Here is a 16,545-nt window from a genome sequence, read left to right as displayed (position 1 = left end):
GTCCGGGATGGCCATCTCCCCTGTGAAGGGCTGCCCCGGACGTCGTGCCAGGGCGGCGATGCCTGTCCATGCGTTCACTTCGTGTTCTGCCCGACAGGAGATCGCTCACCATGCTGCCTCGTTTCGCCACCTTGCTCGCTGGCCTCTCGCTCACCGGCCTGGCCCAGGCTGCCGCCACCCAATACCCGCTCACCGTGGAAAACTGTGGTGTGCCGCAAACCTTCGCGAAGGCTCCCGAGCGCGCGGTCACCATTGGCCAGGCCGGCACCGAGATGCTGTATGCCATGGGGCTGGGCGACAAGCTGGTCGGTACTTCATTGTGGTTCAACAACGTGCTGCCGGAGTTCAAGGTGCAGAACGACAAGGTCGAGCGCCTGGCCGACAACGATCCGAGCTTCGAAGCGGTGGTGGGCAAGCGTCCGCAACTGGTGACGGTGCAGTTCGAGTGGATGGTCGGGCCCCAGGGCGTGGTCGGTACCCGTGAGCAGTTCAACGAACTGAAGATCCCCACCTACCTGCTGCCTTCGGACTGCGAAGGCAAGGACAATCTGGTGGGTGCCGACGGCACCCGGATGCAGCCGTTCAAGGTCGACAGCATCTACAAGAGCGTCAGCCAACTGGCGACGATCTTCGATGTGCAGGATCGTGGTGCGGCGCTCAATGCCGACCTGCAGGCGCGTCTCGACAAGGCGAAGAAGCAGTTGGCCGGCAAGGACCTGTCCAACACCAGCGCGTTGTTCTGGTTCTCCAGCGCCGACCTGGCCATCGATCCCTACGTGGCCGGTCGCCAGGGCGTTGCTGATTTCATGCTGCAGACCCTGGGCGTGCGCAACGTGGTCGAGTCCCACGAAGAGTGGCCGACCGTGGGTTGGGAAACCCTGGCCAAGGCCAACCCGACCTGGCTGATCATCGCCCGCATGGACCGGCGTCGCTTCCCGGCGGACGACTACCGCAAGAAGCTCGAATTCCTGCGCAGCGACCCGGTCGCCAAGAACATGGACGTGGTGAAGAACAACCGCATCATCATCCTCGATGCTGATGCCATGCAGGCCGGAATTCGCCTGTTCCGTGGCCTGGAAACCCTGTCCACCGCCATTGCCACCGGTAAAGCCCCAGAGTGAACACGCGCCTGCTGCCCTACAGCCTGCTGGCCTTGGTCGCCTTGTTCGCGGCCCTGCTGGCTGGGATTGCCATCGGTGAAACCAGCCTGTCGCCGCGCCTGATCTATCAGGTGCTGGCCAACCAGTTGTGGCAGGCCGGCTATCCGGTCGAGCCGATCGACTCGGGCATCGTCTGGAACTACCGGCTGACCCGCACACTGGTCGCTGCCGCCTGCGGTGCTGGGCTGGCGACCTGTGGGGTGATGCTCCAGGCGCTGCTGCGCAACCCGTTGGCCGAGCCTTACCTGCTGGGGCTCTCGGCGGGTGCGTCGACCGGCGCGGTGGCGGTGGGGCTGCTGGGCCTTGGTGGGGCGGCGCTGTCGCTGTCTGGCGGGGCCTTCATCGGCGCGCTGTGCGCGTTCGGCCTGGTGCTGTTGCTGTCCCGTGCGGTGGGGGCGAGCAGCAATAATGCCCAGGTGATCCTGGCCGGTATTGCCGGTTCGCAGTTGTTCAATGCGTTGACGGCCTTCCTGGTGACCAAGTCGGCCACCGCCGAGCAGGCTCGCGGCATTCTGTTCTGGCTGTTGGGCAATCTCAGCGGTGTGCGTTGGCCATCGGTGTGGCTGGCAGTGCCGGTGGCCCTGGTGGGATTGCTGGTCTGCCTGTGGCATCGGCGCGCGCTGGACGCTTTCACCTTCGGCGCGGATTCGGCGGCTTCCCTGGGTATTCCGGTGCGGCGTACCCAACTGCTGCTGATCAGTTGTGCTTCGCTGGTGACGGCGGTGATGGTATCGATCGTTGGGGCGATCGGTTTCGTCGGGCTGGTGATTCCGCATGCCTTGCGCCTGCTGCTGGGCCCCGGTCACGCCCGGCTGCTGCCCGCCAGCGCCCTGGGTGGGGCGTTGTTCCTGGTGCTGGCGGATATCTGCTCGCGCATCCTGATTCCGGGGCAGGTGATTCCAGTTGGCGTGGTGACTGCGCTGATCGGCGCCCCAGTGTTCGCGCTGATCCTGGTCAGCCGCAGGAGGCGCCCATGACGGTCATGACGGCAACGGATGTTGCACCGCTGTCCTGCCACGGCCTCGGCCTGCGCCTGGCCGGCCACGATGTGCTGCGGGATGTCGACCTGACAGCGTTTCCCGGCGAGACCCTGGGCATCGTCGGTCCCAATGGCTCGGGCAAGTCGAGCCTGCTCAAGCTGCTGGCCGGCCTGCGCACGCCAAGCCAAGGCACGGTGCAGTTGCTCGGCGAACCGATGGCCCGGTTGTCTCGGCGACACGTTGCACAGAAGCTGGCGCTGGTCGAGCAACAGGCCGACACGGGCGACGCCATCAGCGTCTTCGACGCTGTCGCCCTTGGCCGGACCCCTTGGCTGTCGGCCCTGGCCCCGTTCTCCGCGCAGGACCGCGCGATCGTCGACCAGGCCCTGGCCGACACCGACGCGCTGCACCTGCGTGATCGTCAGTGGCACGCGCTTTCGGGGGGCGAGCGCCAGCGGGCGCACATTGCCCGGGCCTTGGCGCAGCGCCCGCAGGTGCTGCTGCTCGACGAACCGACCAACCACCTGGACATCCAGCATCAACTGAGCCTGCTGCGCCAGGTGCAAGCCTTGCCGGTGACCACCCTGGTGGCCCTGCATGATCTCAACCAGGCCCTGACCTGCGACCGCCTGGCGATCCTCGACCGAGGCCGGCTGGTGGCCCTGGGCAAACCCTACGATGTACTGACCCCCGAGCGTCTGCTGGAAACGTTCGGCGTCCACGCGCATTACCTCACCGATCCTTATGACGGAGCGCGCATCCTGCGTTTTCGTGCTGTTTGAATCGGAGGAGAGGCTGACTGGTGTTGGCGGTCAGGCGGGCAGCGGAGGGGCGCTGGCGGCAACGATAAGTGGCCGCCGCCAGCGTGGAACTCAGTTAGTGATTAGTGAGCGGAAGCTTTGCGCCACGCGCTCATGATGGTGGCCAGGACGATCAGTGCCGCACCACCGGCCATGCGCAGCGAAGGTTGTTCGCTGAACAGCCACCAGGCGCAGGCGATTGCATACACCGGCTCCAGGGCGATGATCATGCCGGCGGTACGGGCCTGCAGGCCTTCCAGGCTCTTCACGAACAGGAACTGCGACAGCCCGGTGCAGAAGATCCCCAGAACCGCGAGGTTGACCCAGTCGTCAGTGCTCAGGCTGGTGGTAGCCAGGTGGCTGAAGGCGAAGGGGGCTACCAGCGCGGCGACCACCACGTTCTGCCAGAACGACGTCTGCATGGCATTCATGCCGCTGGTGTTGCGACGGTTGGCGACGGTCAGCAGGGCGAACGACAGGCCCGAAGCCAGGCCCCAGATCAGACCGATGGTGCCTTGGTCGACCATGTCGAATGACGGAATCACGAGTACCAGTCCTGCCGATACCATCAGCAGTAGCAAGGTTTCGGTGGCACCGATCCGATCACGGAACACCAGGGTGTCGATCAGGGCGATGAAGGCCGGGAAACTGGCGAAACCCAGCGTGGCCACGGCCACGCCGCCAACCTTGATCGCGATGAAAAAGGTCACCCAGTGAGCGGCGAGCAGGGTGCCGGTCAGCCCGATGATCGGCAGGTTGCGCCAGGTCAGCGCGTCCAGCAGGCGGGTGCCCTTGAGCCCGGCGACGAAGCCGAGGGCGATGAAGGCAAAGGTGGCACGCCCGAAAGTGATCACGCTGGCGTCGGCCTTGATCAGGGCACCGAGAATACCGGTCAGCCCGAACAGGACCGCGGCAATGTGGGCGATAAGTAACGCATTACGGTGGCCGGTTGCAGAACCGGCACTGGAAATCGAGGTAGTCGTCATGGCAGTCAAGTCTTCACAATTGTTGCGCACACAGAGATGGTCCGCTCGTGTGCGCGGGTCCATAGGATCTGAGTCATATATGTTGTCTGCGACCGGTTATCCGGTTCGGAAGGGCGCCGCAGCGTTGGAATTGTGAAGCGAGGCTGCATACTCGCGGTGTTGCGGGACCGGCCTATGGCGGAAGACCGGTCTGTGTGCGAATTATTGGATTTGTCGACGTTGACGGAGCGATCAGAAACGACACGATTTTGTCGGAATACGACGTGCTGACCAGAGGTGGTGCATTGTGGCGATGATGGCTCTAGAACGGGCTATTTCAGTGCAAGCATCAAGGTGATGGGCGACAGGTCGGGGCAGGAAGCGAAGCCCGCGTGCCTTGCGAAAAAACGCCAGTTTTCACCCGATGAACTACCACGGCGGTTGCCCAGCGGGGGCATCGCTACAGGTTTTGATCTGGCCTTGGCTTTTGATCTTGCTTTTGACCTACCGGCCCCGCCCAGCAGGCCGAATGGAGGGCTTGGCAAAAGTAACTCGCCCGTAAGGGGCGAAACCGCAACATCACCAAAACGCGCAAATGGATATACACCCAATCCCAAATAAAAAAGCCCTGACCAAGTCAGGGCTTCCAGGGCAGCGAACGAATCAGTCCCAGCTCAACGCACCACCGGTCTGGTACTCGATCACACGGGTCTCAAAGAAGTTCTTCTCCTTCTTCAGGTCCATGATCTCGCTCATCCACGGGAACGGGTTGGTCGTCCCTGGATACTCTTCCTTCAGACCGATCTGCGACAGGCGACGGTTGGCGATGAACTTCAGGTAGTCCTCCATCATCGCCGCGTTCATGCCCAGTACGCCGCGAGGCATGGTGTCACGCGCGTATTCGATCTCCAGTTGGGTCCCTTGCAGGATCATCTGGGTCGCTTCTTCCTTCATTTCGGCATCCCACAGGTGCGGGTTCTCGATCTTGATCTGGTTGATCACGTCGATACCGAAGTTCAGGTGCATGGATTCATCGCGCAGGATGTACTGGAACTGCTCGGCGACGCCGGTCATCTTGTTGCGACGGCCCATGGACAGGATCTGGGTGAAGCCGCAGTAGAAGAAGATGCCTTCCAGCACGCAGTAGTAGGCGATCAGGTTGCGCAGCAGTTCCTTGTCGGTTTCGACGGTGCCGGTGTTGAACTGCGGGTCGGAGATCGAGCGGGTGTACTTCAGGCCCCAGGTGGCTTTCTTCGCGACCGACGGGATCTCGTGGTACATGTTGAAGATCTCGCCTTCATCCATGGCCAGCGATTCGATGCAGTACTGGTAGGCGTGGGTGTGGATCGCCTCTTCGAAGGCCTGGCGCAGGATGTACTGGCGGCACTCGGGGTTGGTGATCAGGCGGTACACGGCCAGCACCAGGTTGTTCGCCACCAGGGAGTCGGCGGTGGAGAAGAAGCCCAGGTTGCGCATGACGATGCGACGCTCGTCGTCGGTCAGGCCTTCCGGGTTTTTCCACAGGGCGATGTCCGCAGTCATGTTGACCTCTTGCGGCATCCAGTGGTTGGCGCAGCCGTCGAGGTACTTCTGCCAGGCCCAGTCGTACTTGAAAGGCACGAGCTGGTTGAGGTCGGCGCGGCAGTTGATCATGCGCTTCTCATCGACCGCGACACGGGCCGAGGCACCTTCGAGTTCAGCCAGGCCTTCGGCGACGTCGAGTGCGTCGAGTGCAGCCTTGGCACGGATGATCGCGGCGGAGTCGCTGGCGGTCACGGCACGGGCTTCGAGGGCGGCGGCGCCGCCGGCGCTGTCCAGGCGATCGAGGGTGGCTTCGGCGGCTTGGCCGGCAATCGCAACCTTGGCTGTCGCTTCACCGTCTTCCTTGTCGAATTCGTCCCAGCTGAGCATCGGATATTCCTTTTAAATAGGGTGTTTGTAGGCCTGGTTCACTGCCCTTGAGTCGGGCAGGTAGACACGTGTTTGGAACTCCCGTTCAACAGGATTCACAGCACAAGCAGGCAATCGGCAAACCCTGGTGTTCCAGGGTGATGAGAGGTGCCGTAGGAGAAGTGTGGCACATCATGTAGTGTTTTTCGTTGGTGTTGGCACACTATATGGTGGTTTGGTTGCAGGGTCAATCCGAAGGCGGCCGCCGCGCGGTTTCGTCGCAGCAACGGCGGCAGATAGATCCTGGAGTACTGCTCGTGTGCGTCTAGCGCGAGAGCTGCTTGAGTGTCGCCAGGACATCTTGCAAACGTTCGACCAGGGCGTCGCTGCTGGCTAGCATGGGGGCACGCAGTTCGTCGCGAATCAGTCCCTGTAGCGCCAGGGTGCTTTTCACCGGTGCGGGGTTGGGTTCGACGAACAGGGTTTGAATCAACGGAGTCAGGTGCAGGAACGTCGCCCTGGCTGCGGCAAGCTGCTGCTCCCGGACCTGCCGGTGCAACTGCACGAACAACTGGGGGTGAATGTGCGCCGACGCGGCAATCGCCCCGCTGGCGCCCAGGCACAGGGCATTGAAGATCTGGTTGTCTTCGCCACACAGCACGTCGACCTTGCCGCTGGCCAGCAACGCCAGGGTGTTGTTCAGGTTGCCGCCACAGTCCTTGATGGCGACGATGTTGTCGTGGGCGACGATGTCGAGCAGGGTTGCCTGTTCGAAGCTCACGCCGGTGCGATAGGGAATGTCGTAGAGAATCAGCGGTACGCTGGAGGCATCGGCGACGGTCTTGAAAAACGCCTGCAGGCCGGCCTGGGACGGGCGGATGTAGTAGGGCGCCGGTACCAGCAGCCCAGCCACCGGACGCTTGAATATTTCGCCCTGAAACTGCAGCAGCTCGCCGAGGTTGTTGCCGGCCAGGCCCATCATCACCTGGTGCGGTGCTGCCACTTCGAGCACCGCATCCAGCACGGCCAGTTGCTCGTGCTTGCCCAGGGCGGCCGCTTCGCCGGTGGTACCACAGACCACGAGGCCGTCGACGCCGCTTTCCAGCAGATGGCTGGCCAACCGGCGCAGGCTGACGAAGTCGATCGCCTGGTTGATGAACGGCGTGACGATGGGTACCCAGATACCTTGAAACGATGACATGCACTTTCTCCTGATGGTTGACCGTTTCGTCACCGTCAGAAGCGTGGAAGGAAGTTGGGAGGAGGGAGGGTGTCCGTCGCGCTCAATGTCCTGTCAGCTCATCTGACGGGACAGCGCGCCCCGGTCACATGAGCGACTGTTTCTTCGATTTAGGGGCAAACGCAACGCACGCGACAGCCTGGGCATTCAAGCCGGCGGCGATAGCGAAGACGTTGAGCGTTGCGGACATATTTGTTTACACCCTGGATCAGGCGTCCAGTTTTAAGAGCTGGCGCGGGGTTTGTCAATCCTTGCTGGAGAGCGGGCCATGGAAGGCCTGCTCTTCCAGGCTGGGCTCAAGCGGGCCTGGATCAGCGAAACGGAGGTTGCTGTCGAAATCGTCATTTGTCATCGCCTCTCGCAAAACCTACGCTGTGCACACTCCATGAGCACAAGAGGACGTGTGATGACCTGGTCAGCCAAGCAATACTCAACCTTCGAAGCCGAGCGTACCCGCCCGGTGCGCGATCTGGTCGCGGCGATTCCTACCCGCTCGGTGCAGGTGGCGGTCGATCTGGGGTGCGGTCCGGGCAACTCCACCGAGGTGCTGGCCGAGCGGTATCCCGAGGCGCGGGTGACCGGCCTGGACAGCTCCGACGATATGCTCGTCAGTGCCAGGGAGCGCTTGCCCGGATTGAGTTTCGAGCTGGCTGACATCGCCACCTGGGACCCGCAGCAGCGCTTCGACGTGATCCTCGCCAATGCCTCGCTGCAATGGCTGCCGGATCACGCCAGCCTGTATCCTCGCCTGGTCGGCAAGCTGGCGAGCGGTGGCAGCCTGGCGGTGCAGACGCCGGACAATCTGCAGGAGCCTTCCCACCGGCTGGCGCGGGAAGTGGCGGCAGACGGGCCATGGGCAGGCAAGATCGGCGCCGTGCGGCATCCGCCGCGGCATGATGCGACGTTCTACTACGAACTGCTGAAGCCGCACTGCGCGAACGTGGATGTCTGGCGCACCACCTATCACCACCCATTGGCCGGCGGCCATGCGGCGGTCGTCGAGTGGTTCAAGGGTTCCGCCTTGCGGCCTTATCTGGCACCGCTGGATGACGCTGAAAAAACCGCCTACCTGGAGCGCTACCTGGCGGCGATCAGTGCAGCGTATCCGGCCTTGCCTGACGGCAGCGTGCTGCTACCGTTTCCGCGGCTGTTCGTGGTGGCGAGTCGTTGAGCGGCGGATTGGATCAGGCATGCCGCTGCAGGTATTCGCTGAGCGCCTGACGGGTCAGGTCGTTGAGTGTCACGTTCTGTCGGGTGGCACTCACGGCTGCGGCCAGGTGCAGGTCATGGCCGACTCGAACATTGAACGAGCCTTTGCACGGTACTTCTGGGGGCTGCCCGAGCCGTCGGCAGGTTTCGAGGTAGTCATCCACCGCTTCCCTGAAGGCGGCTTCCAGCTCTGCCACTGTCTGGCCTTCATAGTTCACCAGCGCGCGAATGAACTGGAGTTTGCCGAACAGGCAGTTGTCCTCGATGCTGGCCTGGATGGAACCGTAATAGCCTTTGTATTGCAGTGGATTGTTCACGGAATCAGCTCTCCCGATTTCAAGTGTTCGATCACCTGACGCCTGGTATAGGTTTTCAGCTCATTGCCAGGATGTGGTTTGTGCAGGTTGATCTGCGCGCGCGGATTGCCATTATCGAATTTGACCCGACTTCCCGATCCTTCGATTTGCCTGTAGCCGAAGTACCTCAACAAGGTGACCAGCTCAGGCCAGGTGAAGGTGGTACAGGGGTTGAGCAGTCGAGTGAGTAGCTTTTCATTCCTCGACACCTATCCTCCTTTTTGCAACTAAATATAGTTGCTGAAATGTGAAGAGGTCAAGAATGGGTGCTTTTCCCTGGGCCTTCAATTGCCAGGGCCAAGCAATCGAGCTTTCTTACAGGTGATTGAGAGAGGGAGCACCAGTGCCCGACGGGTCGGGCACTGGCCAGCGGGTTAGAGCGCGGCTTCCGGTTCCAGGTATTTGGCCGGTGCCGTGTGTTGGTGGGACTGCAGGTCCAGCGTCTGTTCGAACAGCGCCTGCACCGCCGGTTGGTGGCTGACGGCGATCACGCTGCATTGGGGCAGGCGCGTTCTGAGCAGCAGCAACAGCGAGCGGGCCGAGGCTTCATCCAGCTGGCTGGTGGCTTCGTCCAGATAGAGCGTGTCGGGCCGGTAGAGCAGGGCACGGGCAAAGGCCAGGCGTTGCTGTTCGCCACCCGAGAGTTCACGTGTCCATTCGGTTTCGCGCTCCAGTTGATCCTGCAGGACGCCAAGGCCGACTGCGTGCAGTATCTCGCGCAGCCCACTTTCCCCCGGTACCTCGTTGGACGGGTAGGCCAGCAGCCGGTCCAGTCGATCGGTGGCCAAATAGGCTTTTTGCGGTAGCAGCAGGCTGCGACCCGGAGGCAGTTGCCAGTGGCCGCGATGGAAGGGCCAGACCCCGCCAAGGGTACGCAGCAGCGTCGATTTGCCCAGGCCGCTCGGTCCGGCCAAACGCAGCCAGGTACCGGGTTGCAGGTTCAGGCTCAGGTCCTCCAGCAGCGGGTTGCCATCGGGCAGCAGCACGCTTGCCGAACGTAGTTGCAGCCGGTTGCCGACAGCCGGTTGCGGGCGCTCGGCGTGCGCCTGTTCCAGGGCGTTGTGGAACTGCCCAAGGCGTTCGACCGTAGCGCTCCAGTCCATGATCAGCCGATAGGCGCTGATGAACCAGCTGAGCGAGTTCTGCACCGCACCGAAGGCACTGCGGATCTGCATCAGCCCACCCAGGGTGATGGTCTTGGCCAGGAAGGCCGGCAAGGCGGCGAATACCGGAATGATCAGGCTGATCCGGTCATAGCTGACGGTGAAGAAGTTCAGGTCGCGCTCGCGGTTCATCAGCGCCCGCCAGTTGTCGGCGATGCGTGCGAAACGTGCCTTGAGCTGATGCGCTTCTACCGTTTCACCGCGATACAGGGCGATCTGCTCGGCGTTGTCGCGCTTGCGCAACAGGTCGGCACGCAGGTCGGCCTCCCGATGCTGCTGTTCGTAGTTCAGGCGATGCAGCGGGCGGCCGATCCAGTGGGTCACCGCCGTACCGACCAGGGTGTAGATCACCGCGATCCATACCAGGTAACCGTCCAGGGTCACGCTGTAGCTGCCGAGGCTGAAGGTCTGGGTGCCGGACAGTTGCCAGAGAATGCCGAGGAATGCCCCGGCCTGGGCGAAGTTGGTGATGAACGACACCAGCAGGCTGACACTGCTCTCGACCAGCCGCTTGATGTCTTCGGCGATGCGCTGGTCGGGGTTGTCCGGCTCGCCCTGATGCCCCATGCGATAGAACACATGGTCATCGAGCCAGCGGCCGATGACCTGCTCGGTCATGCTCTGGCGCCAGCGCAGCAACAGGGCCTTGTGCAGCCAGTTCTTGTACACCGCGATCAGCACGAAGGCGGCGAGGTAGATCACGTACTCACCCATCAACCGATACAGCGCCGAGGTGTCGAAGGCGCCGAGGGTGTCGTAGAAGGTCTTGCTCCAGGCGTTGATCCAGACGTTGATCTGCACGATCAGCAGGCCCATGCCGATCACGCTGGCCAGCAGCAGCCAGGACACCCACTGCTGGCGGCTGCGCCAGTAGGGCCAGGCCAGCCGGAAGAAAATCCGCAGCGTGTTCATGGGCGAGCCTCGGCGGCTGGCAGAACCTGCAGTTCGCGCAGGTTGGCCGGGTTCCAGAGGTGCTTGGCCAGCGCCTTGAGCGTCGCCAGTTGCAGGCTCTGCGCCAGTTGCTGTTGTTCACTCAGGTAGCGTGGGTCGGCATAGGCCCGTTCGCTGAGAATCAGTCGGTGGAGTTGGGTCTGCGGATCGTTCAGCCGCTCGCGTTCCTGGGCCTGGAGTTGCTTGCGCAAGGCAGCGACGCTTTCGCTGGTGATTCGTTGCGGCAGTTGGGCGAGCACGTCGGCGGCCATTTTCCTCAGTTCGTCCAGGCGCTGCGGGTCGGTGGTGAAGGCCAGCCGGCTGTCGATACGCCGGGTGTCCTGGCCCAGCTCGCTTTCGAAGGTCAGGCGATAGACGCCGCCGGCTTCACCGCGCAACCTGGCCTTGAGGTTTTCCTGGGCCATGCGCCCGAGCAGCGAGACAGCCGCCGCCTGCGCCGGGCTCCAGGGCATTTCGCTGAAGCTGTAGGCCTGCAAGCTGGCGCGTGGCTCCAGGGACATCGCCAGGCTCTCCCGGCGTGCGCCGGCCAGCGGCGCAATGTCGTGCGTGGCCAGCGCCGGGCCACGGGGAATACCCGCCAGGTAGCGGCTGACCTGTGCTTGCAACTGCTGTTCGTCGATGTCGCCCATCAGGTAGTAGGTGACCGGGCTGCGGCTCATGCGTTGCCATTGTTCGAGCAGGTCCTGATGGCTCACGGCGGCCAATTGCTCGGCATCGGGCTGCAGGGCCGGCTGCGGGGCGAAGCGCAATCGGGCCAGGGCCAGGGCGTGGCGGCTGGAGACGCTGTCGCTTTGGCGCGACAGGGCATCGTGCATCTGTTCCAGGCTTTCATCGACGGCCTGCGGATCGATCCACGCGCGGGTCTGCCAACTGTTGTAGAGCGCCAGCAGTGGTTCCAGGCCCGACGCCGGGCTTTGGCCGCTGAAGGTCAGCCGGCGGGCTTCGCTGTTCAGGTTGAGGCTTACCGCATGGGTGCTGTGCCAGCGCTTGAATTGGGCCTCGCTCCAGCCTTGCGGGGCGCTCTGGGAGAGTAACTGGGCTGCGGTCTGTGCCTGCCATGGCACCAGGCCCTTGGCGAGGTAGCCGGAGGGCGAGTCGATGCGTAACTGTACCTTGCCGTCGGCTCCGGGACGCTTGAGCCAGACTAGCCGGTCGCCGTTGCCCAGTTGCCAATGCTCGACCTGCTCGGCGTCGAAGTGCTGTTTGCCGATGACCTGTCCAGCCTGTTGCGGGGCCGGCAGAACCGGCAACTCGATCGGTTCCTCGACCTTGGCGGGTAGGGCGGGCAGCGCTGCCGCGCGCCAGTGGGCGATGGCGGCTTCGACATGGTCGACACTGGGCAGCAGCACCGGCGCCAGGCCCGGGGCCTGGTATTGCAGGACCCGATCCGGCTGGTCGGTCCACGTGTTCCAGCGCTGATTCAGTTCCGCGAGCTGGATGCCGTCGAGCAGTTGCAGGATCAACTGGGCGATGGCGCTCGGACGGACTACGCGATTGTCCTGCACGGCGGCATCGTTGAGGCGGCGCACCCATTCGGCGAAGTCACGCTCGTCGCCGTTTTTGAGCATGCGCTGGGCGGTCTCACGCAGTGCGTTTTTCTGCTCCAGGAACTGCTGCTCGTCGAAACCATTGCGGCGCAGGCGGGCGATTTCCTCGAGAATTTTCTGCAGGCCGGCCTCGTGGCCGCTGGCACTGACCCCGGCCCCGACGGCGAGCACTGTCGAGAACTGGCCGATCTGGTGTTTCTGCAGGGTCAGGCTGCGCACGCCCGAGTCGCTATCGCGGCCCTGGCGAACCAGTTGCTGCTGGGCCAGTGACAGCACCATGCGGTTGATCAGGCGCTGGCGGGTACCGTCGTTGGTGGTGGCCCGGGCATCGGCTTCGTGGAAGCGGAACATCAACGCGACGTTGCTGCCGCCGCTCTGGCTGTCCTGCACCTGGACGATGTTCAATTGCTTGCGCAGGGGTAGTTCCAGGTAGTCACGGGCGGGCGTGGAGGCTGCCGGCAACTTGCCGAACCAGTGCTCAAGCCGCGCGGGCAGGGTAGCGGGATCGATATCGCCGGTGATCACCAACTGCATGTTGCCCGGTACGTACCAACGCTGGTGGAAGGTCGCCAGATCAGCCCACTGCGCGGCTTCGATGCCCTCCTTGCTGCCGATGGGCGGGTGGTTGACGTAGCGCGAGCCGACCCGCTGGGCGTCACGTCGCTGTTCGTTCATGCGCTGGGCGACGCCCAGGCCACCGCGCCATTCCTCGAGGACGATCGGACGTTCCTGCTGCAGGTCGGCGGCGGTGAAATCCACCGGGCCGCTGATGGTCGCCAGCGCCTGCAGGCCCAGCTCCAGCTGCGCCTTACCGGCGGCCGGGCTGAAGAAGTACTGGGTACGATCGTTGCTGGTGACGGCATTGAAGTTCTGCCCCTGTTTCCAGCCGGCGGCCTGCAGGCTCTGGCGCACCGTGCCAGGCAGGCTGCCACGTTGATAGAACGACAGGTGTTCGAGCAGGTGGGCGACACCGCCGCGTTCGCCGTTTTCGTCCACCGCGCCGGCTTTCACCAGCAGGCGCAGGTCGACCCGGCCTTGCTGGCTGTGGTCCGGTAGCAGCCAATATTCCAGGCCGTTGGCCAGGGTGCCGCGTTGCAGGCGGTCGTCCCAGGGCAGTTCGGTGGTGGCTGGCCGTGAGGCGCAGGCGGTCAACAGCAGCAGGCCGGCAAGGCCTGTACAGAATGTCTTGATCATGAAGGGCTCGGGCTGGTTTCGGTCAGGGGTGGTCGGCCTTGCGGGAATGGCTACCGGCTAGAAGCGGTAGCCGACTTCCAGCCAGTACTGGCGGCCGATCTCGTAGGTGGTGGTTCCGGAGTAGCTGACGATGGGCGACACCTTGTCCAGGACGTTGGTGATGTCGACGGCGGCGAAGAGTGCCTGTTCGTGGGCGGTCGGTATTTCCCAGTAGAGGCGGGTGTCCCAGGTAGGGGCGGCCTTGACGGTGGCGGCCTCGTAGACGTCGTAGGTGGTCAGGCCGCCTTCGGAGTTGGGCAGGCTCGCGGTCTTGCCGGTGTTGACGATCTGTTGGTATGGCCCGCGATAACGCAGGAAGTTGCTCCAGGTCAGGTGCAACGCGGGTACGTCGGTGATGGCGGTCAGGCGGGCGGTCCACGGACGGTTGAAGTCACTGGTGGGAAGTTCGCTGTAGGCGGTCACCTTGCCGTCGTAAATCACATCGTTATCGTCGACCTCCGAGGCGGAGAGCACCTGCTGGTAGTCGGTGTGAGTACTGCGGGTACGGTTCCAATCGAGAGCGAGTTGCATCGAAGTCGAGGTTCCCAGGCCCTTGACACGCCAGTCCGGGCTGATGGTCAGGCTGACGTTGTCGCTCTCGCTTTTGCCCTTGTTGGTGTAGGTGTAGTAGTTGGCGATGGTGCTCACGCCATCGCCTGTCGGTAGATCCAGGTTTCTGGCGGTGGAGCGCACCACCTGGTCCTTGCCCTGGCGATGCACGTACTTCAGGTCGAAGGTGGTATCCAGCCAGCGCTGGCTGATGCCCAGCATGACCTCGTCGTCATAGGGGATATCCAGCTTGCGGAACGAGTTCTCGTCGACACCATAGTTGACCCAACCGGCGAAGTCCGGAATGGTGGCGCCGCTGGCAGCGCCGCGGGTACGGCGCCAACGCAGTGCCTCCCGTCCATCGGCCAGGCGGTAGATGAACAGGTTGCGGCCGTAGTAGCGGTTCAGGCCACCGGTCAGCACGGTGGAACGGTCGGCAAAGACGTCGTACTCGGCGGAGAAGCGTGGCGCCAGGGTTTTCTTGTCCATGTAGTCGTCGGTGTCCAGGCGCAGGCCCGGACGCAGGGTCAGCTTGCCCAGCTCGATTTTGTCCTGGGCAAACAGGCCGTAACGCCGCTCTGTCAGTTCGATCTTGCCTTCGCGATAGTAGTTCAGGCTGCGGAAGTACTGGCGGGTCAGTGCTCCGAGGGCGTTCTTGGAGATGGAGCAGTATTCGCTGTCGAGGGCGCCGCTGGCGGTATTGCAGGTCAGGTTGCCACTGGAGGCGCCCACCCCGAGGGTAGTGGCGGTCCAGACGTCGCTCGGGCGTTCGTAGGTAGCGGTTTGCTGGCTCAACTCCAGACCGGTCTGCAGGTTGTGGGTGATACCCCAGAGTTGTACCGGTAGCCATTCAGCCTTGAAGCTGTAAGTGGCACCGACCTGGGTCTGGTTCAGGTCGCCCATGCCGCCTTCGGCGCTGGTGGCAGCGGAACTCCTCACCCCATTGCGGAACGGGTTTCCCCAGTTCTTTTCATCAGACCAGCGCCAGGACTTGTAGACGTTGCTGTCCGAAGTACGCGAGCTTTCCAGATTGGTGTAGGCGAGCTTGTGGGTGTAGGTCGCCTGGTCACCGAGCCAGATCGCCTGCATCGACGCCTGGTAGCCGCCCTGGTGAATCACGGTAGCCGAGTCGCGGGTGTTGGCGCGGAAATACTCGCCCTCCTGCGGCGCATGGGTGATGTTGAACTTGGTTTCCAGGCGGTCGTTGGGGGTCCAGAATCCCTTGAGCACGTAGTTGTCGATCTGCCGACGTTGATCATGCTTGCCGTCATCGGTGCTGCTCTGGTAGCCGTTGTCATAGGCGTTGAGCGGGATGATCGAGGTCTTGCGGGAAAAATTCGCCATCAGGCCGAAGTTGTCGGTCAGGTGTCCTTCGACAGTCGCCTTGTAGGTAAACTTGCGAAATTCCGGCTGGTTCTGTGCATCGCTCGAGCGTTCGAAATCGCCACGCTGATCATCGGCGATGTGGAATTTGGTCCAGGACGAGCGAGTCGTGCTCATCGACACCTTGCCATGCAGGTCCTCGGTTGGACGGCGAGTGATAGCGTCGACCACTCCGCCATTGAACCCGCCATATTCGGCCGGCACGTTACTGTCATAGACCTTCACCGACTCCAGCTGATCGGCGTCCAGGGCGATGCCATGGGCGCGACTGGGCAGGCCCTCGATACGGTTGTAGTCGTTCCAGCTATGGCTGCCGGGATCCAGGTCATTGTTGATGCTGATCCCGTCGATCATGAAGTTGTTCTGGTAGTACTTCGCACCGTTGATGCTGATATCGGCCGGGTCGATTTCACCGGCGGTGTTGGAGCTCTTCTCGTCGGCACGGAATTTCACGCTGGGGTGCATCTGCAACAGTGTCGTGATGTCGCCGTTGGCGCCGGGGAAGGCTTCGATGGCGCGGCGGTCGATGACCGTTTCGCCCTGGAAGCCGCTTTCCTGCGGTGTACCCAGGACCACGATGTTCTCGGTGACCAGCACTTGCTGCGTGCTCTGACGATAGGCGTCGGTTACCGGGATCTCCTCGAGGATCAGGGTGTCGGCGGCCGGGTTGAGGTGCCAGCGCACGCCACTGCCATGCAGCAGGTCGATCAGCGCATCACGGGCCGAGAGGGTGCCACGGGCACCGACGGAGTCGCGGTTGCGCAGCAGGGCGCTGTCGCTGCTGATCTGGATACCGGCCTGCTGGCCGAAGGCGATCAGCGCGCCGGACAGCGACTGTGCAGGGATATCGAAATCGAAGCGTTGCTCCAGGCGTTGGCTGACGGCGAGCGGCTTGATGTCGTCGGCGCAGACACTGGCGCTCATCAGCGCCCCGACCAGCCCCATGGCACCCAGCCATTGGCCGGAGCGGCCAAGCAGTCGTTTGTCGGCCGCGCGGTCGAAAGGCGCCGTCCTGGAAATCGTCATTCGTTGTTACTCCCCGTTGCACTGCTGAACGCATACGCGAACTAAAATGCGAACGCATCTCAAATGCGTCGCAGGCAAATGACGCAGTGCTTC

The 16,545-nt window shown here is 63.1% G+C and carries 12 protein-coding genes; 4 read left to right on the top strand and 8 right to left on the bottom strand.

The window, feature by feature from the left end; translation table 11 throughout:
* Positions 1-110: 110 nt before the first annotated feature.
* Genes AC6I6U_RS22380 through AC6I6U_RS22370 form a run of 3 tightly spaced genes read left to right on the top strand, consistent with a single transcriptional unit; the run spans position 111 to position 2,922 of the window.
* The gene (locus tag AC6I6U_RS22380) at positions 111-1,121 is read left to right on the top strand and encodes an ABC transporter substrate-binding protein (RefSeq protein WP_497878207.1); all 1,011 of its coding nucleotides are present in this window, start codon (positions 111-113) and stop codon (positions 1,119-1,121) included.
* Positions 1,118-2,137 (top strand): FecCD family ABC transporter permease, encoded by a 1,020-nt coding sequence (locus tag AC6I6U_RS22375; RefSeq protein ID WP_497878206.1) that lies wholly within the window; start codon positions 1,118-1,120, stop codon positions 2,135-2,137. Before AC6I6U_RS22380 ends, AC6I6U_RS22375 begins: the two co-directional genes overlap by 4 nt.
* Positions 2,134-2,922: an ABC transporter ATP-binding protein gene (locus tag AC6I6U_RS22370; protein WP_497878205.1), complete on the top strand. Its 789-nt coding sequence runs from the start codon at positions 2,134-2,136 to the stop codon at positions 2,920-2,922. Before AC6I6U_RS22375 ends, AC6I6U_RS22370 begins: the two co-directional genes overlap by 4 nt.
* 101 nt (positions 2,923-3,023) lie before the next feature.
* On the opposite strand, the gene AC6I6U_RS22365 is transcribed toward AC6I6U_RS22370, so the two are convergent.
* The 3 genes from AC6I6U_RS22365 to dapA form a co-directional block, all read right to left on the bottom strand.
* Entirely contained in the window at positions 3,024-3,926 is a 903-nt protein-coding gene (locus AC6I6U_RS22365; protein WP_497878204.1) for a DMT family transporter, read from the bottom strand.
* A 642-nt stretch (positions 3,927-4,568) separates the two neighbouring features.
* Positions 4,569-5,816 carry a ribonucleotide-diphosphate reductase subunit beta gene (locus tag AC6I6U_RS22360; RefSeq protein WP_497878203.1) on the bottom strand — a complete coding sequence of 416 codons (1,248 nt, stop codon included), beginning with the start codon at positions 5,814-5,816 and terminating at the stop codon, positions 4,569-4,571.
* A gap of 304 nt (positions 5,817-6,120) precedes the next feature.
* Positions 6,121-6,996, bottom strand: coding sequence for a 4-hydroxy-tetrahydrodipicolinate synthase (dapA, locus tag AC6I6U_RS22355; protein ID WP_497878202.1), 876 nt, complete (start codon positions 6,994-6,996; stop codon positions 6,121-6,123).
* A 445-nt stretch (positions 6,997-7,441) separates the two neighbouring features.
* Here dapA and tam point away from each other — a divergent pair, with 445 nt between their 5' ends.
* The gene (gene tam, locus AC6I6U_RS22350) at positions 7,442-8,206 is read left to right on the top strand and encodes a trans-aconitate 2-methyltransferase (RefSeq protein ID WP_497878201.1); all 765 of its coding nucleotides are present in this window, start codon (positions 7,442-7,444) and stop codon (positions 8,204-8,206) included.
* Between the two features lie 13 nt (positions 8,207-8,219).
* Here tam and AC6I6U_RS22345 read toward each other — a convergent pair whose 3' ends face one another.
* From AC6I6U_RS22345 to AC6I6U_RS22325, 5 genes are all read right to left on the bottom strand, one after another.
* Positions 8,220-8,561: a type II toxin-antitoxin system HicB family antitoxin gene (locus AC6I6U_RS22345; RefSeq protein WP_497878200.1), complete on the bottom strand. Its 342-nt coding sequence runs from the start codon at positions 8,559-8,561 to the stop codon at positions 8,220-8,222.
* On the bottom strand, positions 8,558-8,809 hold the full coding sequence (locus AC6I6U_RS22340) for a type II toxin-antitoxin system HicA family toxin (protein WP_497878199.1): 252 nt from the start codon (positions 8,807-8,809) through the stop codon (positions 8,558-8,560). Before AC6I6U_RS22340 ends, AC6I6U_RS22345 begins: the two co-directional genes overlap by 4 nt.
* A 165-nt stretch (positions 8,810-8,974) precedes the next feature.
* Positions 8,975-10,675 carry an ABC transporter ATP-binding protein/permease gene (locus AC6I6U_RS22335; protein ID WP_497878198.1) on the bottom strand — a complete coding sequence of 567 codons (1,701 nt, stop codon included), beginning with the start codon at positions 10,673-10,675 and terminating at the stop codon, positions 8,975-8,977.
* On the bottom strand, positions 10,672-13,455 hold the full coding sequence (locus tag AC6I6U_RS22330; protein WP_497878197.1) for a M16 family metallopeptidase: 2,784 nt from the start codon (positions 13,453-13,455) through the stop codon (positions 10,672-10,674). The genes AC6I6U_RS22335 and AC6I6U_RS22330 overlap by 4 nt, the downstream gene beginning before the upstream one ends.
* A 57-nt stretch (positions 13,456-13,512) precedes the next feature.
* The gene (locus tag AC6I6U_RS22325) at positions 13,513-16,452 is read right to left on the bottom strand and encodes a TonB-dependent receptor plug domain-containing protein (RefSeq protein ID WP_497878196.1); all 2,940 of its coding nucleotides are present in this window, start codon (positions 16,450-16,452) and stop codon (positions 13,513-13,515) included.
* Positions 16,453-16,545: the final 93 nt, after the last annotated feature.

The organism is Pseudomonas sp. UTLPPB19802 (assembly GCF_059730225.1).
This window is presented reverse-complemented; position numbering and strand designations above follow the sequence as displayed.